At 53.9% G+C, this 23,960-nt stretch carries 20 protein-coding genes; 1 reads left to right on the plus strand and 19 read right to left on the minus strand.

Annotation, left to right across the window (positions count from 1 at the left end; translation table 11 throughout):
• Positions 1-229: 229 nt before the first annotated feature.
• From AC0LWF_RS19880 to AC0LWF_RS19965, 18 genes are all read right to left on the minus strand, one after another.
• On the minus strand, positions 230-1,795 hold the full coding sequence (locus AC0LWF_RS19880) for an NADH-quinone oxidoreductase subunit N (protein ID WP_474653279.1): 1,566 nt from the start codon (positions 1,793-1,795) through the stop codon (positions 230-232).
• Positions 1,796-1,798: 3 nt separating this feature from the next.
• On the minus strand, positions 1,799-3,430 hold the full coding sequence (locus tag AC0LWF_RS19885) for a complex I subunit 4 family protein (RefSeq protein WP_474653280.1): 1,632 nt from the start codon (positions 3,428-3,430) through the stop codon (positions 1,799-1,801).
• Complete coding sequence (gene nuoL, locus AC0LWF_RS19890; protein ID WP_474653281.1) at positions 3,430-5,307, minus strand: NADH-quinone oxidoreductase subunit L; 1,878 nt, start codon at positions 5,305-5,307, stop codon at positions 3,430-3,432. The genes AC0LWF_RS19885 and nuoL overlap by 1 nt, the downstream gene beginning before the upstream one ends.
• 7 nt (positions 5,308-5,314) lie before the next feature.
• Positions 5,315-5,617: an NADH-quinone oxidoreductase subunit NuoK gene (nuoK, locus tag AC0LWF_RS19895; protein WP_090575359.1), complete on the minus strand. Its 303-nt coding sequence runs from the start codon at positions 5,615-5,617 to the stop codon at positions 5,315-5,317.
• Between the two features lies 1 nt (position 5,618).
• Positions 5,619-6,137: an NADH-quinone oxidoreductase subunit J gene (locus AC0LWF_RS19900; RefSeq protein ID WP_474653282.1), complete on the minus strand. Its 519-nt coding sequence runs from the start codon at positions 6,135-6,137 to the stop codon at positions 5,619-5,621.
• 3 nt (positions 6,138-6,140) lie between these two features.
• A complete protein-coding gene (gene nuoI / locus AC0LWF_RS19905) occupies positions 6,141-6,596 on the minus strand; it encodes an NADH-quinone oxidoreductase subunit NuoI (RefSeq protein ID WP_474653283.1) in 456 nt (151 codons plus the stop codon).
• A gap of 28 nt (positions 6,597-6,624) precedes the next feature.
• Positions 6,625-7,635, minus strand: coding sequence for an NADH-quinone oxidoreductase subunit NuoH (gene nuoH / locus AC0LWF_RS19910; protein ID WP_474653284.1), 1,011 nt, complete (start codon positions 7,633-7,635; stop codon positions 6,625-6,627).
• Positions 7,635-8,735: an NADH-quinone oxidoreductase subunit D gene (locus tag AC0LWF_RS19915; protein ID WP_474653285.1), complete on the minus strand. Its 1,101-nt coding sequence runs from the start codon at positions 8,733-8,735 to the stop codon at positions 7,635-7,637. The genes nuoH and AC0LWF_RS19915 overlap by 1 nt, the downstream gene beginning before the upstream one ends.
• A 6-nt stretch (positions 8,736-8,741) precedes the next feature.
• The gene (locus AC0LWF_RS19920) at positions 8,742-9,860 is read right to left on the minus strand and encodes an NADH-quinone oxidoreductase subunit C (RefSeq protein ID WP_474653286.1); all 1,119 of its coding nucleotides are present in this window, start codon (positions 9,858-9,860) and stop codon (positions 8,742-8,744) included.
• Complete coding sequence (locus AC0LWF_RS19925) at positions 9,857-10,375, minus strand: NuoB/complex I 20 kDa subunit family protein (RefSeq protein ID WP_090575341.1); 519 nt, start codon at positions 10,373-10,375, stop codon at positions 9,857-9,859. The genes AC0LWF_RS19920 and AC0LWF_RS19925 overlap by 4 nt, the downstream gene beginning before the upstream one ends.
• On the minus strand, positions 10,360-10,746 hold the full coding sequence (locus tag AC0LWF_RS19930; protein ID WP_126011806.1) for an NADH-quinone oxidoreductase subunit A: 387 nt from the start codon (positions 10,744-10,746) through the stop codon (positions 10,360-10,362). Before AC0LWF_RS19930 ends, AC0LWF_RS19925 begins: the two co-directional genes overlap by 16 nt.
• 260 nt (positions 10,747-11,006) lie before the next feature.
• Positions 11,007-12,017, minus strand: coding sequence for an FTR1 family iron permease (locus AC0LWF_RS19935; protein ID WP_474653287.1), 1,011 nt, complete (start codon positions 12,015-12,017; stop codon positions 11,007-11,009).
• Positions 12,018-12,105: 88 nt separating this feature from the next.
• Positions 12,106-13,596 carry a copper amine oxidase N-terminal domain-containing protein gene (locus AC0LWF_RS19940; RefSeq protein ID WP_474653288.1) on the minus strand — a complete coding sequence of 497 codons (1,491 nt, stop codon included), beginning with the start codon at positions 13,594-13,596 and terminating at the stop codon, positions 12,106-12,108.
• 147 nt (positions 13,597-13,743) lie between these two features.
• A complete protein-coding gene (locus AC0LWF_RS19945; protein ID WP_474653289.1) occupies positions 13,744-14,964 on the minus strand; it encodes a hypothetical protein in 1,221 nt (406 codons plus the stop codon).
• Between the two features lie 961 nt (positions 14,965-15,925).
• A complete protein-coding gene (locus tag AC0LWF_RS19950) occupies positions 15,926-17,512 on the minus strand; it encodes a nucleoporin-interacting protein (protein WP_474653290.1) in 1,587 nt (528 codons plus the stop codon).
• A 253-nt stretch (positions 17,513-17,765) separates the two neighbouring features.
• Entirely contained in the window at positions 17,766-18,533 is a 768-nt protein-coding gene (locus AC0LWF_RS19955; RefSeq protein ID WP_474653291.1) for a glycosyltransferase family 2 protein, read from the minus strand.
• A complete protein-coding gene (locus AC0LWF_RS19960) occupies positions 18,493-20,031 on the minus strand; it encodes an alkaline phosphatase family protein (protein ID WP_474653340.1) in 1,539 nt (512 codons plus the stop codon). Before AC0LWF_RS19960 ends, AC0LWF_RS19955 begins: the two co-directional genes overlap by 41 nt.
• A complete protein-coding gene (locus tag AC0LWF_RS19965; RefSeq protein ID WP_474653292.1) occupies positions 20,028-21,005 on the minus strand; it encodes a lysylphosphatidylglycerol synthase transmembrane domain-containing protein in 978 nt (325 codons plus the stop codon). Before AC0LWF_RS19965 ends, AC0LWF_RS19960 begins: the two co-directional genes overlap by 4 nt.
• 277 nt (positions 21,006-21,282) lie before the next feature.
• Here AC0LWF_RS19965 and AC0LWF_RS19970 point away from each other — a divergent pair, with 277 nt between their 5' ends.
• Entirely contained in the window at positions 21,283-22,830 is a 1,548-nt protein-coding gene (locus AC0LWF_RS19970; protein WP_474653293.1) for a glycoside hydrolase 5 family protein, read from the plus strand.
• Positions 22,831-22,901: 71 nt separating this feature from the next.
• Here AC0LWF_RS19970 and AC0LWF_RS19975 read toward each other — a convergent pair whose 3' ends face one another.
• Positions 22,902-23,903: a copper amine oxidase N-terminal domain-containing protein gene (locus AC0LWF_RS19975; RefSeq protein WP_474653294.1), complete on the minus strand. Its 1,002-nt coding sequence runs from the start codon at positions 23,901-23,903 to the stop codon at positions 22,902-22,904.
• Between the last annotated feature and the right edge of the window lie 57 nt (positions 23,904-23,960).

Here is a 23,960-nt window from a genome sequence, read left to right on the forward strand (position 1 = left end):
ATGGTCCTATCTCAGAAACATAGATATTCGATATTTATGCGCCGAATTGCCTTTCTACGTCTAAAGATTACATGAACTTGGTCTCACTCTATTAGGTCTATGTACCTTCGATAGTTTCTCGTCCGAATCTGCCTGCAGACCTGCGAAACACACAAAAAAACCTCCAATTCTACCAGAGCTGCATAGAATCAGAGGTTTATTGGTATTCATTGACAAACTTGTCGAATGGCTACTGCAGCCGCACGAACAAATCACTCACAATGGAGAAATGATCATTCACAAAGTCCAGCACCGGTCCTGGCACAATGCCAAGCGCGAAGGTCGCTCCGGCACACAGCCAGATCACGATGCCCGTCGTGACCGGCACGCGCACTTCATTATCGATCGTTGCACGCATGAACATTTGGCGAATGAGGCCGAAGTAGAAGTAGTACGAGATGACGCTGCTGACGACCATAACGGCGATAATCCAGTACAGCTTCGACTGCGCCGCGCCAAGCAGGATGAACAGCTTCCCGAAGAAGCCGCCCGTAACTGGCAAGCCTGCCAGTGAGAGCACGAAGATGATGACCGCGACAGCTGTCCATGGCGCTCGGTAGTAGAGGCCTGCGAAGCCGCCAATCTCCTCATGGCCGACCGATTTGCTAATGACCGAGAATACGGCGAGGATACCAATTGTCATGAGCAGGTAAGCTGCCAGGTAGAACAGGAACTCACCGAAGTTCGAGGCGTGCATCCCTTTGAGCGACAGGCCTACCGGTACGAGCAGATAGCCGGCATTAGCAACTCCGGAGAGCGCGAAGAGCCGCTTCACATTGTACTGGCGCAGTGCCATCGTCGAGCCGACCAGCATCGCCGCAGCTGCCATGACGAGCAGTGCGAGGAACACATCATCGGCAATCGGCTTATCCGGCGAAGAAGCGAAAAACGCCACATTGTATACGATTCGGAAAATAACCGCGAATGCCGCGCCCTTGGAAACGACCGCAAGGAACGCTGTAACTGGCGTCGGTGCCCCTTGGTACACATCAGGCGCCCAGTAATGGAATGGAGCAGCGGCGATCTTAATGCCAAGTCCCGCCAGCATGAAGAAGAGCGATACATAAAGCAGTGCCGGATATTCCGCTGCATGCTGCTGAATGCCCTGCGCAATCGCGCCGAGATTCGTCGCGCCTGTGATGCCATACAGGTATGACATCCCGAACAGGATCAGTGCAGACGAGATGCCGCCGGTTACGACGTACTTGAACGCCGCCTCCGCGGACTTCAGCGACTGCTTGCGAATGCCAACGAGCACATAGGTTGTGATGCTCAGCAGCTCAAGACCGATGTAGAGCGTAATCATATCGCCGGAAGAGGCCATAATCATCGCGCCAACGACAGCCGGCATGAGCAAATAATAGAACTCGCCTCTATCCGAAATATCCGCTCTGCTAATGGTGCCAAGACTCATTAACACAATCAGCATCGTAGCGACGAGGAACAGAATCTTCAGCAGGCTTGAGAATACGTCAATCCGGTAGCTGTCGCCCATCAATCGAATGACGTGGCTGATTGCCTGACCATTCGCGTCTGTCGACTGCGCTTTATCAATAAGATCCGTTAAGCGCCATACGGCAAAACCAAGCGAGAGCGCCAGGCCGCCAAGCGTCAGCCAGCCAATCAGCGATCGGCGCGGCAGGAATAGATCAAGCACCGCTAGTACAATGGTGAATGCGACGAGTATCCATTCTGGGGCGAGATAGGCTGCGTCACTCCAGGTGAGCGACTGCAGCTGTTGTTGTACAGCGTCCATCGTCTACCTCCCCGCCTTCTCTGAAAGTTGCTGGAGCAGCGTATCGAAGCCATGCTTCATCGGCTCCGTCAATACAGCCGGGTAAACCCCGATCAGTACGATAAAAGCAAGCAGCGTAATCATCGGCACCGCTTCAATAAGTCGCGCATCGCGAACGCCTGCAAGCTTCTCCGGCGCCTGGCCGAACGTAATGCCAAGGATGCTGCGCAGCACATAGACCGCGGTCAGAATAACGCCGAGCACCGCAATTCCCGTAATGACGCGCTGGGAATCAAACAACCCAAGCAGCGACAGGAACTCTCCGATGAAGCCGGACAATCCAGGAAGACCGAGCGAAGCCATACCTGCCGTTAGCAGAATGCCGCTAATGAACGGCATGCTTCTTGCAAGACCTCCTAGATCCTTCAGCTCTGTCGAGCCGGTCCTCTCATAGATGCTGCCGACAATGAGGAACAGCAGCGCGGAGATCAGACCGTGCGAGATCAGCTGTATGATTGCGCCATGCAAGCCGATTTCATTGAGCGAAGCGATACCTAGCAGCACGATGCCCATATGGCTGATCGATGAGTAAGCGAGAACGAGCTTGAATTCCTTTTGCACGATTGCAAGTATTGCGCCGTATAGAATATTGATGACGCCTAGTATGGCGATCGCTACTTTCCAATCCTCCGCCACCCCTGGGAACATGAATACCCCGAAGCGGAGCAAGCCGTATGCCCCCATCTTGAGCAGGACGCCGGAGTGAATCATAACGACCGAAGGCGGTGCTTCCGTATGCACCCCGAGCATCCACGTATGGAACGGGAAGATCGGCAGCTTAATGCCGAAGGCGATCAGCAGCAGCAGGAAGATGACCCAGCGCATCCGCTCGGACAAGTAGAACGGATTCTCCTGGCCCTGCGTTTGTCCCGACGGCATATTCACATACGAATCGGCCTTCGTCAGGTTCGTTGTAATAACCTCATAGCTTCCGCTATAAGACAAGTTCGTTTGCTGATTCTCCGGCAGCTGCTCCGCGCGGAAGCCTGCCGTAGCAACAAGGATAACGAAGGCGATCAACATAATCGCCGAGCCGATGCCGTTATAGAGCAAGAACTTGTTCGCAGCCTTCTCCCGGTTCATGTAGCCCCATATCCCGATGAGGAAGAACATCGGAATGAGCGTCATTTCGAAGAAGACGAAGAACAAGAACACATCTCTGGCGAGGAACACGCCGAGCATGCCGATCTCAAGCAGCAGGAACCAAATATAGAACGACTTCCAGCGCTTCTTCACATGGACGGAAGCAAGTGCAGCCATGACGCCAACAATGGTCGTTAGCAGCAGAAGCGGCATCGATAAACCGTCTATGCCCATATGATACTGAAGCTCGAATTGATAAGAGCTGACATCGCCGACTGCTTCTTTGTTGAGCGAGACGTCGAGCCAGGTTGCGTTCTCCTCGTACGCTTTGCCGCCCTTCGTGCCGTTATAATCGGCATACAGCCACAGCGACAGCAGGAGCGGAAGAATCGTCGCGGTAATCGCGGTCACCTTCAGCCACCGGCTCCGGTGCTTCGGCAGGAAGAGCAGAACGAGAATGCCAAGCAGCGGCGAGAACGTAATAAGCGATAGAATCGGAAGATCAGCCAGCATTACCAAAACCTCCTTCCGACAAGTGCAACGATGAGAACGACGAGTCCAAGAAGCGTCACTACGCCATAGGTTTGAATTTGGCCGTTCTGTACGCGGGTTCCCCCGCGGCCGAACAGCACCGCTGTTCCGCCGACCAGCCGAACAAGGCCGTCCACAATATAATCATCAATTGCATTCAGCAGGTAGCCAAGTCCCCGAAGCGGCCGAACCAGCAGCGCTTCATACAGCTCATCCATGTAATATTTGCGTTCCAGCAGCCGAATTAGCCAAGGCGCCTTGGAGGATACCGCATCGCGAGCAATCGTCCCTTTCACGAAGACGAGCCAGCCGAGGTATAAGCCAAGCAGTCCAACCGCTGCGGAGATGACCATCACGATGCCAGCGCCGCCATGCTCCTTCTCTGCACCATCGGTCAGCCATGTGCCTAGCGTTTCGTTCCAAGGCGTTTGGATGAAGCCAGCGACGACAGATAGCGCAGCCAACACGATGAGCGGAATCGTCATTGAGGCTGGCGACTCATGCGCATGAGCGTGCTGCTCTCCTCTCGGCTTGCCCATGAAGACGAGGAAGAACAACCGCGACATGTAGAACGCCGTGAAGAATGCAGCAGCTACACCGACTGCGAACAGCACAGGCTTCTCGTGCAGCGCGGTATTGAGAATCATATCTTTGGACCAGAAGCCGGAGAACGGCGGGATACCCGACAGTGCAAGCGTGCCGATGCCGAACGTCCAGGTCGTAATCTTCATTTTGCCGCTTAGGCCGCCCATTTCTTGAATGTTCTGCGTATGTACCGCATGGATGACACTGCCCGCTCCGAGGAAGAGCAGCGCCTTGAAGAAAGCATGAGTGAACAGGTGGAAGATGCCGCCTGTCATCGAGCCAAGCCCCAGCGCCATCATCATATAGCCGAGCTGGCTGACGGTAGAGTAAGCGAGAATCCGCTTAATATCGTTCTGCGCCACCCCGATGGTAGCGGCGAAGATGGCCGTGAAGCCACCGATATAAGCGACGATATCCATCGCCGTCTGCGAAGCTTGAAAAATATCAAATGTCCGAGCAACGAGATAGACGCCTGCCGCAACCATCGTTGCCGCATGGATCAGCGCACTAATCGGTGTCGGACCTTCCATTGCATCCGGAAGCCATACATGCAGCGGGAACTGACCGGATTTGCCGACTGCGCCAACAAAGATCAGAATGGCAATCCAGGTCGTCACGCTTGCCGCGATAATCCCTGTCTGCCCATCGAACACATTGCCGATATGGACAAAATCAAGCGCATGATCTGGCATATACCAGTACAGCAGCAGAATACCGAGCAACAGACCCGCATCCCCGATCCGGGTCACGATGAACGCCTTCTTCGCTGCGGCTTTCGCCTCCGGCTTGCTGTACCAGAAGCCAACCAGCAGGAACGAGCAGACACCAACGAGCTCCCAGAAAATATAGAGCGTCAGCATGTTGTCCGATAGTACGAGGCCAAGCATCGAGAACGAGAACAGTGCGACGTAGCTGTAGAAAACAGAGATTCGCTCGTCGCTTTTCATATAACCGGCCGAGTAGAGGTTGACGAGGAAGCTGACCAATGTGACGACGACAAGCATAAGCGCGGTCAGATTCGTAACCTCATAGCCTGCATTCAAGGTCAGACCGTTAATGTCCAGCCATTTGAACGCATATTGATAGTATTTCGTTCCATCTGTCATATGCTCAATTAGGACGAGAATCGACAGCACAAGCCCTGCGAACGAGCTTACGCAGCCAAGCAGAACGCCGAGCGTCCGCTGACCGCGCCCAAAGGCGAGCAGCAATAGAAAAGCAAGGAACGGAAAGAGCGGAATGAGCCAAGCAGCTTGTGAGAAAGTTGTATCCATATATCCGTTACCTCCTCATCTCGTCGTACTCATCCACGTTGACGGTACCGCGCGCACGGAACAGCGCAATGAGGACAGCAATACCGACAGCCGCCTCTGCTGCTGCAACGGCGATGCTGAACAGCGTGAACATTTGTCCTGTCAGCGATGGAACAACACCATACTTCGAGAAAGCAACCAGATTGAGATTGACCGCATTCAGCATCAGCTCAATCGACAATAGAATGATGACCGCATTGCGTTTCACAAGCGCACCGTACAAGCCGATGCAGAACAAAATGGCAGCCATCGTTAAATACGAAGATAACATGTTAGTCCGCCTCCTTCTTCGCAAGCACGATCGCGCCGATAAAGGCAACCGTCAGCAGCACCGAAACAAGCTCGAAAGGCACGACATAATTCGTGAACAGCAGCTTGCCGATTTCCATCGTATTATCAGCCGCCGCATTTAGCGGCTGCGATGGCTCTGGGAATTCCGATTGGCGGATGGCGTAGAACAGAATGCCGAACAGCGCCAGTGCGCCGATTGCCGTCAGCGTCTCATGCAAGGGGCGCGAACGCTCCGTTTCCCCATCCTGGTGCTTCGTCATCATAATGCCGAAGATCATCAGAATGGTTACCGCGCCGGCGTAGATAAGCACTTGAACGAAGGCAAGAAATTCCGCCTGCAGCAGCACGAACATGCCTGCAATGCCGAGGAATACAGCCGCGAGCGAGACGACCATGTGAACGACCTTCGTGAAGCTGACCATCAGCACCGCGCCGCTAATAATAAGTACAGAGAAAATGAAGAAGGCGACAAATTCACCCGTAAAATTCACGTTAAACATCGGCTACTTCGCTCCTCCCTTGGCTGCAGCGGGAGCACCAATATTGTTATTGTCCTGACGGACATTGTTGTTGTTATCGTCCAGCCACTTCAAGTCCTTGAACAATTCGTCACGGCTGTACGACGCCAATTCGAAATTGCCTGTCATGACGATCGCTTCTGTCGGACACACTTCCGTACAGAGATCGCACAAAATGCAAATTTCAAAGTTGATGTCATACGTGTCGATGACCTTCCCTTTCTTCTCCGGGTCCGGATTCGCTTTACCGGTAAGCGTGATGCACTCCGTTGGACAAATACGGGCGCACTGGTTGCACACGATGCATTTGTCCGGCTCAAAATGCTGGATGCCGCGGTAACGGTCCGGCATGATGATGGGCACATCGGGATAGGAAGTGGTAACTTTTTTCTCGGTCAATGATTTAAGCGTGACACCAAGCCCTTTTAAGAGACCTTTCATTCCCTCATCCCTCCTGTCTTCATAAGCCTTATTTCACGAACAGCTCCATGTAAACCGCTGTAAGAAACACATTCAAGATTGCCACCGGAAGCAGCACCTTCCAGCCAAGTCCCATCAGCTGATCAATTCGGATACGCGGCAAGGTCGCCCGGATCCAGAACAGGAAGAACACGATAAAGGAGAACTTGAGCAGGAACCAAATGATGCCCGGTACCCAGTCAAGGAACGGGAACGGCGCATGCCAGCCGCCGAGGAACAATACGGTCGTCAGTGCCGCAATTGCGTACACATACACATACTCCGTCAGCATGAAGAACGCGAAGCGGAAGCCGCTGTACTCGACGTGATAGCCGGCAACAAGCTCCGATTCCGCCTCTGGCAAGTCGAACGGCGTCCGGTTCAGCTCCGATACGGCTGCGATAATGAATACGATAAACCCAATAATTTGCGGAATGAAGTTCCACTGCCAGAACCAATCGCCTTGCTGCTCGGCAATCGAGCGCAGGTTGAGCGAGCCCGACATCATAATGACGCCGACGACGGAGATGACGAGCGGCACTTCGTAGCTGATCATCTGCGCAGCGGAGCGCATACCGCCGAGCAGCGCGTATTTGTTGTTGGACGACCAGCCGCCCAGGACGATCGCAATCGTCGAAATGCCCGAGAGCGCGACATAGTAGAGAAGCCCAACGTTGATATCGGCAAAATACAGCTTCTGCGTGTACGGAATAACTGCGAGAACGGCAAACGCAGGAACATATGCAAGCGCTGGAGCCAAGATGAACAGCGCCCTGTCTGCTTTGCGCGGAATCGTGTCTTCCTTTATGAGAAGCTTGGTAATATCGGCGACGGATTGCAGCAATCCCCACGGTCCAACCCGGTTCGGGCCGATCCGGTACTGCATCCAGCCGATTACTTTACGTTCGAAGAAGATCGCGTAGGTTACGAAGCCTAATACGACGACAAGCAAGATAACGCCCCATAGGAAGAACAGCAGCGCATTGCCCCAAGTCAACGTTTCATCGAGCCAGGACCCCATTAGCAGTCAACCTCCCCGACGACAATGTCGATGCCGCCCAAAATGGTAATGAGGTTCGTCATTGTCTCCCCGACGAGCAGCTTCGGCAAGATTTGCAGATTCACAAAGGACGGACGTCGGAATTTCAGCCGGTAAGGCTCCGCTTTCCCCTTCGAAACGATATGAACACCGATCTCGCCGCGCGGCGATTCAATCCCCACATAGAGCTCGCCTGCTGGCGGACGAATGACGCGGGGCACTTTGCCCATCACTTCGCCGGAGGACGGGAACTGCTCCACCGCCTGCTTCAAGATGCGAAGCGATTGGCGGATTTCCTCAAGCCGGATCAAGTAACGGTCATAGCAATCGCCCTTCTTGCCGAGCGGTACATCGAACTCGAAGCGATCATATAAGCTGTATGGCTTCGCCTTGCGCAAGTCCCAGTCCACGCCTGTAGAGCGGAGATTCGCACCGGATAAGCCATAGTCGATAGCGGTCTGCGCATCATATGCGCCGATGTTCTTGATACGCGCTAGGAAGATTTCGTTGCCGCTGACAAGATTGTTATACTCGTCAAGCTTGCCTTCCATATATGGAATGAACTCGCGGACTTTATCAATCCAGCCGACAGGAGCATCCCACTTCACGCCGCCAACCCGCATATAGTTGTAAGTCAGGCGGGCGCCGCACAGCTCGTTGAACAGGTTGATAATGATTTCGCGATCGCGGAAAGCGAACAGAAACGGGCTCATCGCGCCGATATCGAGCAGGTAAGTGCCCCACCATACCAAATGGCTGGCAATGCGCTGCAGCTCCATTACAATGAGCCGCATGAACTCGGCGCGCTCCGGCACTTCAAGTCCCATCATCTTCTCAACGCCGTGACAGAGCACGTAGTTCGTCGTCATCGCCGACACATAATCCATCCGGTCGGTATAAGGAATAATTTGCGTATAGTTCAAATCTTCCGCAAGCTTCTCTGTTCCCCGGTGCAAATAGCCCATAACCGGAGTCGCTTCCGTTATCACTTCACCGTCAAGCTTGACGATAATGCGAAAAACGCCATGCGTGCTGGGATGCTGCGGGCCGACGTTAAGCAGCAGTTCTTCTGTACGAATCACGGCTCATCACACCTCCGGGTCTAGCGGTACGTAATCTTTGCGCAGCGGATACCCAACCCAATCGTCAGGCATCATTATGCGCCGCAAATCGGGATGGCCCGGAAAATCAATTCCGAGCAAATCGTAGATCTCGCGCTCGTTCCAGTTCGCCGTATCCCAGATTGGGACAACCGATGGAATCTCAGGCTGCTCGCGGTTTGTCTTCACCTTCAAGGCAAGCTCGTTCTTCGTCTTCAGCGATACGAGATGGTAGACGACTTCCAGATGCGTCTCATAATCAACGCCGGAGACGTTGCGCAGGTAGGAGAAGCTCTGCGCTTCATGCGTCTTTAAGAGACGACAAGTCTCGACCAAACGTTCCGCGCGAACGATAAGCGACGGCATATGATCGTTCAGTTCATTTATGTAAGCTTCTTCAATCGCATCTTCAGCAATGGACACACGAATAAGTGCTGCTACCTCGTCAAGCTGAGGCTGCTTCGGTGACGGCGCCTTCGGCTCTGCCGGTGCCGCTTCGCCGCCTTCTGCTGCCGCCTTGGCCGCAGCCCGCGCCGCGCGCGCTTCCGCAGCAGCGGCAAGCTTCGCCGCTTTCTCCGGATCTTCCGCGCTGCCAGCTCCAGCTCCGGCTGGCGCAGCAGCAGGCGCTTCGCCGCCGCCCTCCGCCGCCGCCTTCGCGGCTGCTCTTGCGGCACGTGCTTCTGCTGCCGCCTTCAGCTTCGCTTCGCGCTCCGGATCGACCGCTGGCGCGGAAGCCGCATCCGCTGCGGGCGCACTCGGCGCGGCTTCCGCTGCGGGCTTCGCCTCGCTCGCTTCTGCCCGCGCCGTTTCGCCGCTAGGCACGCCGCTTACTTGCGCCGTCTCCGCGGCTTCTGCCGCTTTCGCTGGCTCGCTCGATTGCTCCGCTGCCGGCGCGCTCGGTGCGGCTTCCACTACGGGCTTCGCCTCGCTCGCTGGCTCCGCTGCCGCTGGCTCCGCTACTTTTGCTGCATCCTCGCTCGCATCTTCCACAGGCTCAGCTGCCTCACTCGCAGGCACTTCTGCAGCCTTCGCTTCACTTGCCTCTTGGCGACTAGATTCCTCGCTCTTCGGCTCAGCCGACTGCTCCTTCTCTTTCTCGTCGCTCATCGGTTCGTCACCCGCTTCCCGGTCTTCGCCTCGTAGCGGATTTTCTCCTGAAGCTTGTTAATGCCATAGATAAGTGCAGCCGGGTTCGGCGGGCAGCCCGGAATATATACATCAACGGGCACGATCTGATCGACGCCCTTCATAACTGCGTATGAACGAACATAAGGTCCGCCTGCGGTGGCGCAGGAGCCCATCGCAATGACCCATTTGGGCTCAGGCATCTGGTCATAGAGACGACGAAGCAGCGGTCCCATCTTCTTCGTGACGGTACCAGCAACAATCATTACGTCAGATTGGCGCGGCGATGTGCGGAACATAACGCCGAACCGGTCCAGGTCATAATGCGATGCGCCTGTCCCCATCATCTCGATTGCACAGCAAGCAAGTCCGAACGTCAGCGGCCACAGCGAGTTGCTGCGCGCCCACGCCTTCAATTGCTCCAGCGTCCCCATAAACACGTTGCGTTCCAGCTCTTGTCTCTCTTCGGGGGTAATCGACTCTAAATTGAATTCCATTTGAGCACCTTCTTCTTCCAGGCGTAGAGTAATCCAATTAACAATAATCCCGTAAATATCGCCATCTCGACAAGCACAAATAAGCCGAGCTGCTTATAAGCAACGGCCCACGGATATAAGAAAACGGTTTCCACATCGAAAATTACGAACATGAGCGCAAACAGATAGTAGCGCACATTAAATCGGACTTGACCCTCCCCTACGGGTTCGTTTCCGCTCTCGTAGGTCGTCTTCTTCTCTTCATTCGGTTTGTTTGGACGCAATAGTCGCCCAAACGCCAGTGCGACCACGGGAAGCAGAATACCGAGAAGAATGAAGATGGCCACAATAACGTAATTGTTGATGTACTTCTCCACTATTTTCGCCTCCATTGTAATGGATCTGCAGGGCGGGATCGGTGCTGCCAGCTTGGTCAAATTTCCCTCACAATTATAACAAAAGCTACCACTTGCGTCTATGACGGAGTTGAATGCGCTTCCTTTCGACAAATTTTGGAGCGCGCTAGTAAAGTCAGCCTCCATTAGGATAAGCCGTTGCTGGTAAAAATATGCAGGTGTGAACAATAAAAAGACTCCCCCTTCTCCGGTGAGCCGGCGAAAACGAGAGCCTATTACACAATTCACATATTCCGTTATACCGCGGTTGTATTATTCGGTCGTTCTTCCGTCAGCGCCGAGGCGGCTGCGACACCGTCGCCCATTATGGCTGACTCCGCCGAGGCTTCCGCCTCTTCGCGGGCTTTGGCCTCTGCCAGAAGTGCCAGCTTTCGCTGCCTCGCAAGCAGTACAAATACCATCACATAGTACAGCCAGTATAGCGCGAACTCCTCCAAGGAAGGGTCCTGCGTATAGCCGAGGAACGCTTTGAAGAAGATGCCGACCTGCCCGTTCAGAATCGGATGATGCCCCGTATCGCGGAAGTAATTCGTCTCGTCAATCGGATGCTCCGGCATGAACCAGGTCAGATCGTACATCGCGCCGATCTCGCCGCCCGGCGTCTTATAAAGGCTATCGATCATGCGCAAATCCTGCATCACGCCAATCGCCTGAACGAACAGGCCAGCCGCGATCATTATGAGAAATACGCTCGTCACCTTGAAGAAGGTTCCGATCTTAATTTTTTTGCTGCCCTTGAATACGGCAACGCCGAGCAGTCCCGCGGCCACAAGTCCGGCCAAAGCGCCCCAGCTCTGAATCGCTTTCGAGATATCGCCTCCGGAAATCGCCGCGAAGAAGAAGACCGTCTCTATCCCTTCACGCAATGTGACGAGAAAGGAGTGAACAATCATATTGATTGCGCCGCCGGCACCGAGAATAAGCGCTACTTTATTTTGCAGCTTGCTTCGCATCTCTTGGTTCTGCTTGCCCATAAACAAGATCATATGCGTTAACAACCCCGATGACACAAGCAAAATGCCAATACGCAAATATTCTCTGCTGCCCATTGTCGCATACCCGTCGAGCACGATCTGGAACACGAGCGCAACGCCAAGGCTGGCGAGGATCGCCATAAACACCCCGACCCACACCCACTTATTCCATTTGCTCTGCCCGATCCGATTCAAGTACGTAATGATAATTCCGACAATGAGAATCGCTTCGAACGCCTCGCGGAATGTGATGAGAAACGCCTGCAAATTCATGGAACGCTCACTCCTTAATCCTTCCTAAATACGCATACCCGCCCTGCGAAGAGGACGGGCAAGCATAGGCGCAGCTAGTGAAAGGCGCCTATTTAATAACGATGATTTGACCTTTGTCAAAATAAATGCGGTTGCCGGAAAGCTCAGCAATTGCACGAAGCGGAAGATAAGTGACATTGTCCTTCACTACAACCGGCTGATCCAGCTTGTAGTCAGCGATTGCTTCGCCATTCTTCGTTACAACGTCGCTGCCGATTGTAAGTCCCAGCGTTACGCCGTCCTTTGTTACTTTTGCCGTCTTCGTAGCGTTATAGAAGCTCACTGCGAAGCCAAGAAGCCCCAAGTAACGAGTCGGTACAAGTGTGCGGCCAGATGACTTCTCGATGAACGAAGGCGTTACATCTTGCGCTTTGCCGTTCACAGCGACCTGCTTGTCGCCAGCTTTAAACGTAATGCCGTCGAGTTGTACAGCATAGGAAGCCATTTGGAAACCGATCGCGCGAACTTTGTCCGCATCGCCTGCAGCAGATGCCGCAAGGATCTCGTCATTCAGATGCTTCGCTTCTGCATATACGCCCGGTGCGTAGAACGGCTCCAGTGCTGCGAAGAAGCCATACAGCTCGCCGCCTGTGCCAGCTGCGCCTGCTACGTCTTTCTTGCCAAGCTTAGTAAGAATCTCTGTCGTGTACTCGCTTACCTTAGCAACGTTGCAGCGGATAATAGCTTGGCGAATCGCAGCTGCATCAATTTGCTTCGCATCGCCTGAACCGAATGCCTTGTAGACAACATCTGCATCAGCAGCGTCTCCGCCGTGCAGGTAACCATAAACGCTCATGTAATAGAAGTAACCTTCGATTACAGCTGCAGGCTGCTCGTCAGCAGGCAGGCTCTTCATGCGGTCTGCTTGTGCAAGAGTTGCGAGATTGAAGATTTTGATCAATGTTTTGTCAAGCAATTGACGGTGAACGTTAAGCTGAGTCACGTCTTTGCTATCGATCTCGGATTTGAAGGCCGGGAATACGGTTTGGTTCAACAATGCTGAAATTGTTGTGCCATATGTGGTGTCAACCATCTTCGCTGTAGCGCCGAGCACATCCGTGTAAACAAGCGCCGCCTTCGAGATGAATGCTTGCGCACCAGCTTGATCGCCTGCGGTCAGGGCAGCTTTCGCACCTGTGTTTGTGAGGTTCTTAATCAGGAAGTAGAAGTACCATTGCAGCCCTTTATCAACAGCTTGCTCTGCTTGCGCATATGTAAGCTTGCCATCAACTGCATTATCCAGAACGAAACGAATGTTTTCGTTCACAACAGGGTCGCCGGCTTTAATGCTGCCATCAACGCCAAGGACGTTTTTCTCGAAATCAGCTACATACTGTGCTTTAATATCGGCAATCGCTTTCTTCTGTTCAAACATGCCTAGAAGGTTCTTGTAAGCAGCTAGTTGTGGCGCAACGTCAGTGTTGACCGGCGCCTTCTGCGGTGAGTCGTCAGCGAATGCAGCAGCTGCAAAAGCAAATACAGATGCTGCAAGCATTGTGACGGTGAGCAGGATGGACAAGAACTTCTTGAATCGGTTCATCAGTTCAACTCTCCCAAAATAGATTTAAATGATTCAATAAAACCAGCTTTCGCCGGTTTTTGGCACAAAGAATGATAAAGCGATACGGAACGATAGAGAGGTACAGAATGATAGAGTGGCGCGGTCAGAAATGATAAAGAAGAACGGTTAGAAAAAACCTTTGCGGCGAGCCCACCATACGGTCCCTGCCCCTACAAGAACGACGCCTCCGATGACGCTGATCGTTACAGCAGGATTGGTCTTGCTCTCGTGGGCCATTGGCGCATGCGCTTTCGTCCCGTCAATGACTTCCGGCTCTGCTGCTGCCGCTGTGTCAGCCGTTGCCGTATCATCTGCTGCTGCAGTGTCGTTGCCGCTTGAAGCTGCGTTGTCGGACGCTGCCGTATCATTCGTCGCAGCTGTATTATTAGCGGTATCTGCTGCCTTGGTGTCGTCCGCCGCCTGATTCGCATCATCTGCCGGAGCTTGCTCATCGGCATTCGATGATTGATCCGGTGCCGCTGCGTCGTCTGCAGGCGCTTCAGTTGAAGTTTCCTTGCTAGAATCGTCCGTGGCGGGTTTGTCCGTCGTGCTCGTATTCTTGCTTGTGTCTGTGCCGGACTTGTTGTCATTAGCTGCCGGCTTATCGGATGCTGCCGAGCCTGAGGTCGTTGTGCCCTTATCAGGCTTGTTACCGGACGGCTTTGTTGTGCCGCCTGCCGATGTGCCCGTTGACGGCTTCGTGGTAGTTCCAGTACCCGTTGCAGGCTTCGACGGCTCTGCCTTGTAAGGCGTGAACGGGAACAGTGGTCTAACCGCACCGTAGATCCGGTTAACCGCTGCTTTCAGCGCCGCTTCGTCCGGGTCCTTCTTGCCGACGCCGAACAGTCCCGGATTGCCGATCGCCTCAAGTGCAGCGTCAAAATCCTTCGAGAGACTATCCAGCTTCGCCGGGGAAAGCTTCGACTCCGCATAAGGCGACAACGTTACAAACGTTGCGCGCGCCTTCGCAAGCAGCAGCTTCGCCTTCGTGTAATCGGTGTAATCGTGGAGCACATTCTCAAAGCGGCGATCCAGATTCATGATGAGAATCGCCTTGTAGTTAGCAATCGTCTCAGCTGTCTTATGTGCCTTGATGTCCGCATCCAGCGTTGCCGCAACGGATTCGCCAAAGTGCGATGCGATTTCGTCACGCCGTTCTTTATGCGCTGCTTGTGCCGTGTTCCAATCGGCCGGGTTCTTCCCAAGCGATGAAACGACCAGCTTAAACGTTTCCGCTACGTCCTCGGTATTGGCATCGCCGTACGAATAAGCCCATACACTCGTAGGTGCCAGGACCAGAAAAATCGCGACAACCAGCGTTGCGATTCTCATTGACCTTATGCGCATGATTGCAACTCACCTTCCAAAAGTCATAATCGCCATACAGTGACTCCCATTTTTTCTCAAAGGTCACGCTAGTAATGATAATCATTTTCAATTGGGGTGTCAATAGATTGGAGTGCACAAAAATAATTGGGCATTTTGTCTGGAAATCACTTCTAGCTGCGGTAGCGAATATAGTGGGAAAGCCCAAAATCGTTCGCTATATTGGACAGATTTGGGGGTCAATGGTGGGAAAATCGTTACTACATTAGGTCAGTGCAGCTGGGCTGAGCGAGCTATTAAGAGATCTCCCCAGCCTTGCTCCCCCTCTAACGAACTCAGGTGGCGTTATTCGAACAAATTGGACGGGGTTGATAGGCTAACGAACTCAGTTAGCTTTATTAAGCAATTAGGAGCCATTGGGTTGGCAAAATCGTGACAATAGCGTGCCTCCAGTTCGTTAGCCAATTTAACCTGCCGAAATCGGCTAAATAAGTGCTATACGATTCGTTAGCCGGAGGAGGTCAGTGAAAAACTCCCCAAATTCAGGGGCGCCTGAGTAGTAACGAACTGTTGAGAATTCTGAGAGTCGGATAATGCTACTCTCAGTTCGAAAACAGCTGTAGATTCGCTCCGAGAGAGGGGAAATGTGACTCTCAGCGCCCAAAGAACCGCTGAAATAGCCCGTTTGAAGCTCTGAGAGTCGGATAACGCTACTCTCAGTTCGAAAACAGCTGCAGTTTCGCTCCGAGAGTCGGGAAATGCGACTCTCAGCGCCCAAATCCTCCAAAATGATGGTTTGAGCATAGATGTGAGTGGGGAGATTTGTTGTTGCTGCTAGATACGAGTGACTTGATTAGAGATAAGAATGGGAAAATCCATTATTACTGCTAGAAACGAGTGACTTGATCAGAGAACATAGGAAAGTCCTTTATAGCGTGTGGCTGTTAGTGTGTGGTTCCGCAGTTAGAGTCTAACGTGCTAGTTAAGATGTCTTCTCACCGATCCACTTGTACAAAGTGATTTCGTTGTAGACGGGCTCAAAGAGCGGGTCGCTGCGATAGACCGCGATCGGCTGCACCTTGTCCCGCAGCGAGCCAACCTGAGCTTCGAAGCCTTGCAGCACATGATCGGTCAGCAAAATCTCTGCCGTTGGGTCTGCCTGTACATCCGCGAGGAAGTACGAGTATGTCTCAATCCGCCGGTTCGTCACCGGGCATTGCAAGTACTGGAAGACGCGCGTTTCCTCCCACGTGTACACGACGAACCGACGTTCCGTATCGCTTGCCGCAAGCTGGCGAAGCCCCTGCTCTAGCTGGTAGACGGCAGGCTTCTCTTCCGCCTGCCGTGCTACCAGCGCGCTGCCTGCGGCCGCTTGCAGCGCAATGACGCAAGCGGCGCAGAGCGCGCCCGCCGCTTGCAGCGCGCGGCGAATGCGCGCGCCGCGCTCTTGCTGCGCAGCAGCCGGCGCAGCCGCGCAGCACATCGCAAGCAGCAGCCATATCACGCCGATTAGCGGCGTGATATGGCGTGGCTTGTCGATGTTCTGCGCCAGCAGCGCCCAGGCGCCGTAGGCGCTCGCGAGCACAGCGAGCGCCCCCGGCAGCGCCGGGCGGCATAGCCATGCCGCCGCCCGGGGCGCCAAAGGCGCGCGCGTGCGCGCGCTGCCGCGGGGCGGGCGTGCCGCCCCCGCGGAGAGCACAGCGGCGAAGGTAAGCCCCGCCGCCGCTGCGAGCAATGCCGTGGACCGGGCGAACATGCCGGTCCACAGCACGTTGTCGCCGGCCAAGCGCAGCAGCCGCGCGGCGAAGCTGATCTGGGCGGCGGAGGTTACGCCGCCGCCCCATTCACTGAAATGGCCCTCGGTGAACGCGAGGGCCAGCTGAACAAACCCGCGCAGCCCGCCTTCGCTCAGGGCTAGCCCTGCCACCCACAGCAGCTCGAAGCCTGCCGCGAGCAGCACGAACAGCAAGGCCAGTGGCAGCACCCGCTTCCCCTGCCGCCGCCAATCCAGAACATGCAGCACCAGCAGCCAGAGCAGGCCGATGCCGAAGGCAACAAAAGACAGCCTGATTCCCATCATCAGGCTGAAGAAGAACAGCGCTGCCGCTGAGCGTCCCCATGAGCGACGTTCCATCGCTCTCCACCAGCTCCACAGAAACCACCACAGCAAGGCGATGCCTGCCGCCTCCGACATCGGCCGCACCGCCTGCAGCCATAGATACGGAGCTGTCAGCACGAGCAGCACCGCAAGCGACGTCCATAGCGGCGTTAGCACCCGCCGCGCAAGCAGCCAGAGTGGAAAAACAGACACTGCAAACAGTCCGATATTCAGCGTGTCGTAGGCGAGCACCGGATTGTGCACGAAGCGCTGCACTATCATTGCCCCCGCCACGAAGTAAGGATACCCAGGGAAGTGCGGCTGCATCGCGAGCAGATCGAACCGGCTAAGCGCCAGCACAAAATCAACCTCGTCCCAGCTGCCCGCAAACGGACTCCGGTGCTGCAAGCTGTACAGCAGCCAGAGCAGCACCCCAACAACAACAGAAGCCGGTGCGGCGACCGACTTCACAACACTCCTATATCTGCGCCCACCCCGCAAATGATTCCCATCTCGCCGCCGCACCCTGCCACCACCTCATCCTAGCAATAGCTCCTGCTTTTGTTTTCCGCTTTAGCTAGTGCCAACTCTCTTGCTCTTGCTCTTGCTCTTGCTCTTGCTCTTGCTCTTGCTCTTGCTCTTGCTCTTGCTCTTGCTCTTGCTCTTGCTCTTGCTCTTGCTCTTGCTCTTGCTCTTGCTCCTACTTCACCACTCAGCCAGCCTATTACTTCTCCACACTCGCCCCGCTCACGGCAACCGCCCGCGCTTTCTTCAGCGCGGTAGCCCGCTTCCTGCCCACAGGACGGCGCATTTCCTTCCATACCGCTGGCAGCACATTCGTCATATATTTATTGAACTTGATGAACGATTCGCCATGCTCGCGCACCTGGTACGTAATCGGCACCTCTTCCATTCTGAAGCCTTGGCGGATCAGATTAAGCGTCAGCACCTGCGCGTAATTGTAATCATGGATAATTTCAGCTCGATCCATCGCCGACCTCGAGAAGCCGCGCATGCCAGACTGGCCGTCCCGGATCATCCGGCGCAGCAGCAGCGCCTGCAGCAGCGTGAAGCAGTAATTGCCGAGTCGGCGGTGCAGCTTCATCCCACGGATAACGCCTTTAAACCGCGATCCCATCGTATAATCGGCACGCCCCTCCCAGATCGGAGCGACAACGTTCGGAATTTCCTCTGCCGGATACTCGTTATCCGCGTCAATCATGAGTCCAATATCGGCACCGAGGCGCACGCATGAAGCAAGCCCCTCTCGAACGGCAGCACCCAGACCCCGGTTACGCGCAAAAGAAACGATATGCTCCGCACCCGCACCCCTTGCTTCCTCCACCGTACCATCCGTTGACCCATCATCAATGACGAGCACCTCTACCTGCCATTCCGGATGCGGCTTGCGCGGAATTCGAGCGATTACTTTGGCGATATTGCCTTGTTCGTTATGCGCCGGCAGGAATACGACCAGCTTTTTCTTCTCCATGCTGCCCAGCTTCTTTCTTTGGTTTAATCGTCTGGCTCGTTTCAAAAGCGTCTATCAATACCGGTCCGCGGCTATGACTTGGCAGCGGCGCATCGAGCAAGTAGCTGAGCGTCGGCGCCACCGATACAAGCGACTGCTTGGCATCGACTTTGACGCCCTGCCGCACGTTCGGACCATATATGAAGAACGGCACATACCGTTCGCCCTCGTCCAAATGACCATGTCCGCCGATCCCGTCGGCTTGTCCATGATCGGCGCATACGATGAACGTTGCATCCTCTGCGTGCCCTTGTGCCTCAAGCCACTGCACGAACTCGGCGATGAGCGCGTCAGCCTCCTCAATCTTTTGCCGGTACTCGCCGTACAGCGCGCCCATGCTATGTCCGGTCTGATCCGTTGCAATGAACTGCACAATCAAGAGATCCGGATTCTGCTCCGCCATAATGAGCTTCGCGCGCTCCATAATGTTGCGGTCGGCTTTATCGTTATGCATAACCGCCGTGACGCTCTCCACATCATCGCCCATGGAGTCGATTAGATGCGCAATGCCGAGCAGCCGTCCGACTTTGCCCACTTTTCGCAAGCTGTCGAAGATCGATTCGACCTTAATGCCGAGCTTCCATACCATATTGGACGTAATGCCGTGCTCGCGCGGATACGTGCCTGTGAACATGGAAGAGAAACAAACGACCGTTCTCGCCGGATACAACGTCTCCATCTGCGTATATTCCGTACCTTCTGCCCGCCACCTTTTCAGAAAAGGCGCATTCGCTTCCTCGAACCGGTCCTTCCGCATGCCGTCAATGACAAGCACGAACGCTTTGCCTTTAGCCGGCTGCTCCGGCGGTTGTACAGGGACCGTATAGTTTGGTATTTCTTTCGGCTTCCAATCGAATAGATTGCGGTGCAGAATGAACGCATACACTGCGGCACCGACGACGAATAAGCAATAGCTGCCCCAGCCAAAATCACCCGCAGACCCGCTTCCATCCGCCCAATATCCGCCCGCCACGTCAACAACGAAGAGAAGCAGCAGAAACTTCGGCAGCTGCTCTTGCGCATTGCCACTCGTAGAATCGCTGTTCTTCAACACAAGCTTCCAGAACCGTTTGAAATTCCACCATGACGTTCCAATCCTTAAGTGGTAATAGAACGTCCCCCAGAAGTAGATTGTGAAGAATAGAAACAGCAGTGTCGCCGTCGCGTACAACCCCAGATCAAGCGGCGCATCACGCCACAGCACGAGCGCCGCAACGACGGGAAGCCACAGATAGTTACGCAGAAACAGCGGAAAATCATAATAGAAGTACAGCGCAAACAGCGGAAGTGCCGCCAGCAGCCCGAACATAAACTGCACCCAGAAGCTTGCCATCCCCCATTGATTCATATGATAGAGCGCGTATGAACCGGTGACGAATATAGGCGTGAACGGCTTCCCCTCATTCAACAAATTCCAGCAGCGCGCCGCTACAATCTCGAATCTCGACGCCTTCTTCATTTCGCTTTCCCCTCTCTCCCAGGTGGCTGCAGCCATGTCCGCAGCTCCTTCACCGTGACGGCGCTCATCGCAAGCGATACCGCACCTGTCACATATGCAAACACAAATTTAAAACCGTGCGACAACAGCGCTGCGGCAAAAGCATCCTTGCCCGAAACACCTAGCACGCCAAGCGATGCTGTCAGCGTCGTTTCGTAAGTCCCAATGCCGCCAGGCGTAATATGAAACAGCTGCCCGGCGATCGTCATGCTCGTTACCCATATCGCTTCGAATGGGTTTATCGGCAGGTCAAGCACCTCTGTTACGCCATACACGACGGCTCCTTCCAGCAGCCAGCTAAGTAGTGTTAGCAGCGCCGCAGCCGCTCCCCGTTTAGAAGCCAGTGTCGATTGCAGCTTGGCATAATGCCGCTGCAGAAGAGCGGCAATGCCTTTACGTTCAGCTCGAACCTTCTCGCCCATTCTCCGGCGCCTCTCGATCAGCAGCAGGACTACCACTCCAAGCGTGGCCGCCGCCGCGACAACAAGTGACCAAGGCGACGCCTCCAGGCCAAGCAGCAGCGCGCCAACCGAACCGATGAGGATCAATGAGGCCATATCGAGAACTCTCATCACTGCGACAGAGTGCAAAGCCTCATCCCAGCGTATCTTAGCTGTTCTCGCCAGCAGTCCTGCTCGTGCCAAGTCGCCCAGCTTCAGCGGCAAAACATGGTTCACAAGCAAGCTCACTAGAAGCGGATGTACGTAGATCGACAACCGATCCATCTTGCCTCGCCCGGCATATGACCGCCAAGCAAGTGCTTTAAGAACGAAGGACAATGCATAGCCACCCGTCATAAGCAGCAGCATCCTTGGCGCATGCAGCAGCTTGACCACACTGTTCTCGATCGCTTGACCATGAAAATACCTCCACGACAACCATATGAAGCAGGCAGCCATGAGCAGCCCGCCTGCACGGATACCTATTTTGCGCATATGTGCTCCTGTAAGCTCTATTCATCTCAATATATTGAGAACTATTATCAACCAGTATAGAAGGGGATACGTGAGTTCGTCAAACCTTTTATATCCCTTGGGACATGACAAAATTCTAACGTTCACATGACTACATTCCCCGTATCCCATGACAAGGTTCTGTTTACACACCGAGCATTTTCATCAAAAATAGTAATGTAAGCGCTTTATGTAATGTTTAAGGAAGAAAATTGTAAGGCTCGACGTTTGGTTTTCAATTTGAGAGGAGGAAGCTCGAATGACGAAGCATGCACGCAGCAGCTGGATATCCATTGTCTTATCTCTAGCTATTTTGCTTGGTTCGCTTAGTTTCTCATCATCCGCAAATGCAGCATTTGGAGACCGCATTACGATCAGCGGAACAAATTTCTATGCCGGGGGCCAGCAGATCTTTATGAACGGGGCTAACACGCCGTGGAACAGCTGGAATGATTTTGGCGGATCGTTCGACTACAATTGGTGGAACAATCACTTCGCCACGCTTCACAGTAATGGGGTAAACGCAACAAGGGTGTGGATTACTTGTAACGGAGAAGTTGGCATCAACATTAACAGCAACGGTCAAGTGACGGGTGCAACAACCGCTCATTGGAGCAACCTCGACAGCCTGTTCCAGATCGCTCAGAACAATGGCGTCTACATTATGGCGACACTCATGTCATTTGACCACTTCAATAACAGCCACACGAACTACCAAAGCTGGCGCAACATGCTAGGCAGCGACTCCAATATTGATTCCTACGTCAACAACTATCTCATCCCATTCGTTAATCGTTACAAAAGCAATCCGTATCTCTGGTCCATCGATCTCATGAACGAGCCGGACTGGGTGTATGAGGATTCGAACAACGGACAAATCTCCTGGGATCGCCTGCAAACGTATTTTGCGAAGTCAGCTGTCGCCATTCACCAGAACAGCAGCATTTTGACTACGGTCGGTCTCGGAATGGTCAAGTATAACAGTGCAACAGCAAGCGGCTCGAGCGGCAACAAGATCAGCGATGCCGCACTCCAAGCCAAAGTAAGCAGCACTCTCGCCAAAGTCGATTTCTACTCACCGCACTATTACCCATGGCAGGATCCTTACTGGGGCATCCCTTTCTACGTAACGCCTTCGTCCTGGTATCTCGTATTCGATCGGCCAGTCGTCGTCGGCGAATGTCCTGCACTTGGCTCAACGGGGCATACCCTCACGAGCGATTTCTCCAATGCCTATACGAACGGCTACGCAGGCGTCATGCCATGGACCTCGAACGGCGTCGACAGCAACGGCAACATGACCAATCTCTCACCGGCTACATCCGCCTTCGCTAGCGCGCATAACTCGCTGGTATTCCCAGTAGCAAGCAGCGATACAGCCAAATTCAACTTCGAGAGCGGCTCTCTGCAAAGCTTCTACGGTACGAACAGCTTGGCGGTTGCTTCGAGCACAGACCGTGCCTATGCGGGCAGCTACTCCTTGAAAATGACTGCCAATGCGACTGGTGCTGCCACCTACTATGCACAGCTGGATAACCCTTCGGGCCTGACAGCGGGCAGCACCGTCACCTTCCGCATCTGGGTCCCAAGCGGCGCGGCCATTACCTCTGTCCAACCATTCGTTCAGAGCAACGCCTGGGCATGGCATGGCAATTACCAAGTCTACTCCGGTCTGACGAAGAATGCTTGGAATACGATCACCGTAACCATTCCATCGACTGCGCCTACACCGATGAAGTTAATTGGAATCGAGCTCAAAACGAGCGGCGCTTGGAGCGGCAGCATCTATGTAGACAGCATCAACTAACCTGCGCTTCAACGCAAAAAAGGCTCCCTACGCGTTCGCGTAAGGAGCCTTTTTTAAGCGATACCTATGGATTACGCCATTCCCTGCATAATCACTTTGCCAGCCTCAACTTGGCTGTTAAACTCATCTCGGTACGACTGAAGGATATCTGTATCGTACCCGTTTGCCTTCAGCTGCTTTTCCGTGTCACTGATGATGGTATTAAATTTCGCTGTACACGAATCAAGCTGCGCGTAGCCTTGGTTTTTCAGCGTTTCCTTTGCATTCGGATCATTCGAATTACTATATTTGATGGCGATTTTCATAAGCGCTGACTGGCAGCTGCTCTGTAATTGTGTCAGACGCTGCTCCGCATTCGCCTTGATGGACTCGTAAGTCGGCTTCTCAATAACGCCGCCTGCCCCTCCACCAATAGCCCCTCCGGTTGAATCACCGCCTGAGCCGCTGTCCGAATTACCATTTTCATTACCGCTTGCACTTCCATTACCGCTCGTATTGTCACTGCCTGTACCTGTACCATTGTCTGTACTTGTACCTGTACCTGTGCCAGTCTCGTCTTTCCCATGCTCTGCCTGGTATGCCTCAGATTTCGCAGTTACCTGCTTCTTCACCGCATCCCACTGAATCGCTGAACCAACCGCCTCAGATAAGAAGCGCACTGGCACATACAACGCGCCATTGACGATGTAACCGTTCTGTCCGCTAGGCAGTGACTTTGCCTCACCGTTCACTGCGAACTTCACCGGCTTCGGCGTGAGCTGTATCGTTACTCCACCTTGAGCCGATACTTGATCGTTATGTGAAATGACATTTGTAAGATAGTCCTTCAAAATAACGGCTTGTTGCTTCGTTGGATTCGATACCGTCACTTTAAGCGTCTTCGAATCCCAATTCACGCTCTTCTGCAGCGCATACGATACGAAGCGAAGCGGCATATAGGATGTGCCATTAACCGCAAACACATATTGTCCCTCCGGCAGCGCAAGCTTCTGGCCGTCGAAGACCATGTTGAAGCTGCTTGTCTTGACTTTGATTGGCGCTGGCGAAGCCGCAGACACGGCCGAGTTAACCATAAGAACCAATGCTCCTAACATAGATAGAGCAAATGATAGCTTCTTACTAAATTTTCT

The organism is Paenibacillus sp. sgz302114 (assembly GCF_056120345.1).

Excerpts from the sequence above, each read along its gene's own strand:
- AC0LWF_RS19880 (WP_474653279.1), bottom strand. The coding sequence starts at position 1,795 with ATGGACGCTGTACAACAACAGCTGCAGTCGCTCACCTGGAGTGACGCA.
- AC0LWF_RS19885 (WP_474653280.1), bottom strand. The coding sequence starts at position 3,430 with ATGCTGGCTGATCTTCCGATTCTATCGCTTATTACGTTCTCGCCGCTG.
- nuoL (WP_474653281.1), bottom strand. The coding sequence starts at position 5,307 with ATGGATACAACTTTCTCACAAGCTGCTTGGCTCATTCCGCTCTTTCCG.
- nuoK (WP_090575359.1), bottom strand. The coding sequence starts at position 5,617 with ATGTTATCTTCGTATTTAACGATGGCTGCCATTTTGTTCTGCATCGGC.
- AC0LWF_RS19900 (WP_474653282.1), bottom strand. The coding sequence starts at position 6,137 with ATGTTTAACGTGAATTTTACGGGTGAATTTGTCGCCTTCTTCATTTTC.
- nuoI (WP_474653283.1), bottom strand. The coding sequence starts at position 6,596 with ATGAAAGGTCTCTTAAAAGGGCTTGGTGTCACGCTTAAATCATTGACC.
- nuoH (WP_474653284.1), bottom strand. The coding sequence starts at position 7,635 with ATGGGGTCCTGGCTCGATGAAACGTTGACTTGGGGCAATGCGCTGCTG.
- AC0LWF_RS19920 (WP_474653286.1), bottom strand. The coding sequence starts at position 9,860 with ATGAGCGACGAGAAAGAGAAGGAGCAGTCGGCTGAGCCGAAGAGCGAG.
- AC0LWF_RS19925 (WP_090575341.1), bottom strand. The coding sequence starts at position 10,375 with ATGGAATTCAATTTAGAGTCGATTACCCCCGAAGAGAGACAAGAGCTG.
- AC0LWF_RS19930 (WP_126011806.1), bottom strand. The coding sequence starts at position 10,746 with ATGGAGGCGAAAATAGTGGAGAAGTACATCAACAATTACGTTATTGTG.
- AC0LWF_RS19935 (WP_474653287.1), bottom strand. The coding sequence starts at position 12,017 with ATGAATTTGCAGGCGTTTCTCATCACATTCCGCGAGGCGTTCGAAGCG.
- AC0LWF_RS19940 (WP_474653288.1), bottom strand. The coding sequence starts at position 13,596 with ATGAACCGATTCAAGAAGTTCTTGTCCATCCTGCTCACCGTCACAATG.
- AC0LWF_RS19945 (WP_474653289.1), bottom strand. The coding sequence starts at position 14,964 with ATGCGCATAAGGTCAATGAGAATCGCAACGCTGGTTGTCGCGATTTTT.
- AC0LWF_RS19955 (WP_474653291.1), bottom strand. The coding sequence starts at position 18,533 with ATGGAGAAGAAAAAGCTGGTCGTATTCCTGCCGGCGCATAACGAACAA.
- AC0LWF_RS19960 (WP_474653340.1), bottom strand. The coding sequence starts at position 20,031 with ATGAAGAAGGCGTCGAGATTCGAGATTGTAGCGGCGCGCTGCTGGAAT.
- AC0LWF_RS19965 (WP_474653292.1), bottom strand. The coding sequence starts at position 21,005 with ATGCGCAAAATAGGTATCCGTGCAGGCGGGCTGCTCATGGCTGCCTGC.
- AC0LWF_RS19970 (WP_474653293.1), top strand. The coding sequence starts at position 21,283 with ATGACGAAGCATGCACGCAGCAGCTGGATATCCATTGTCTTATCTCTA.
- AC0LWF_RS19975 (WP_474653294.1), bottom strand. The coding sequence starts at position 23,903 with ATGGTTAACTCGGCCGTGTCTGCGGCTTCGCCAGCGCCAATCAAAGTC.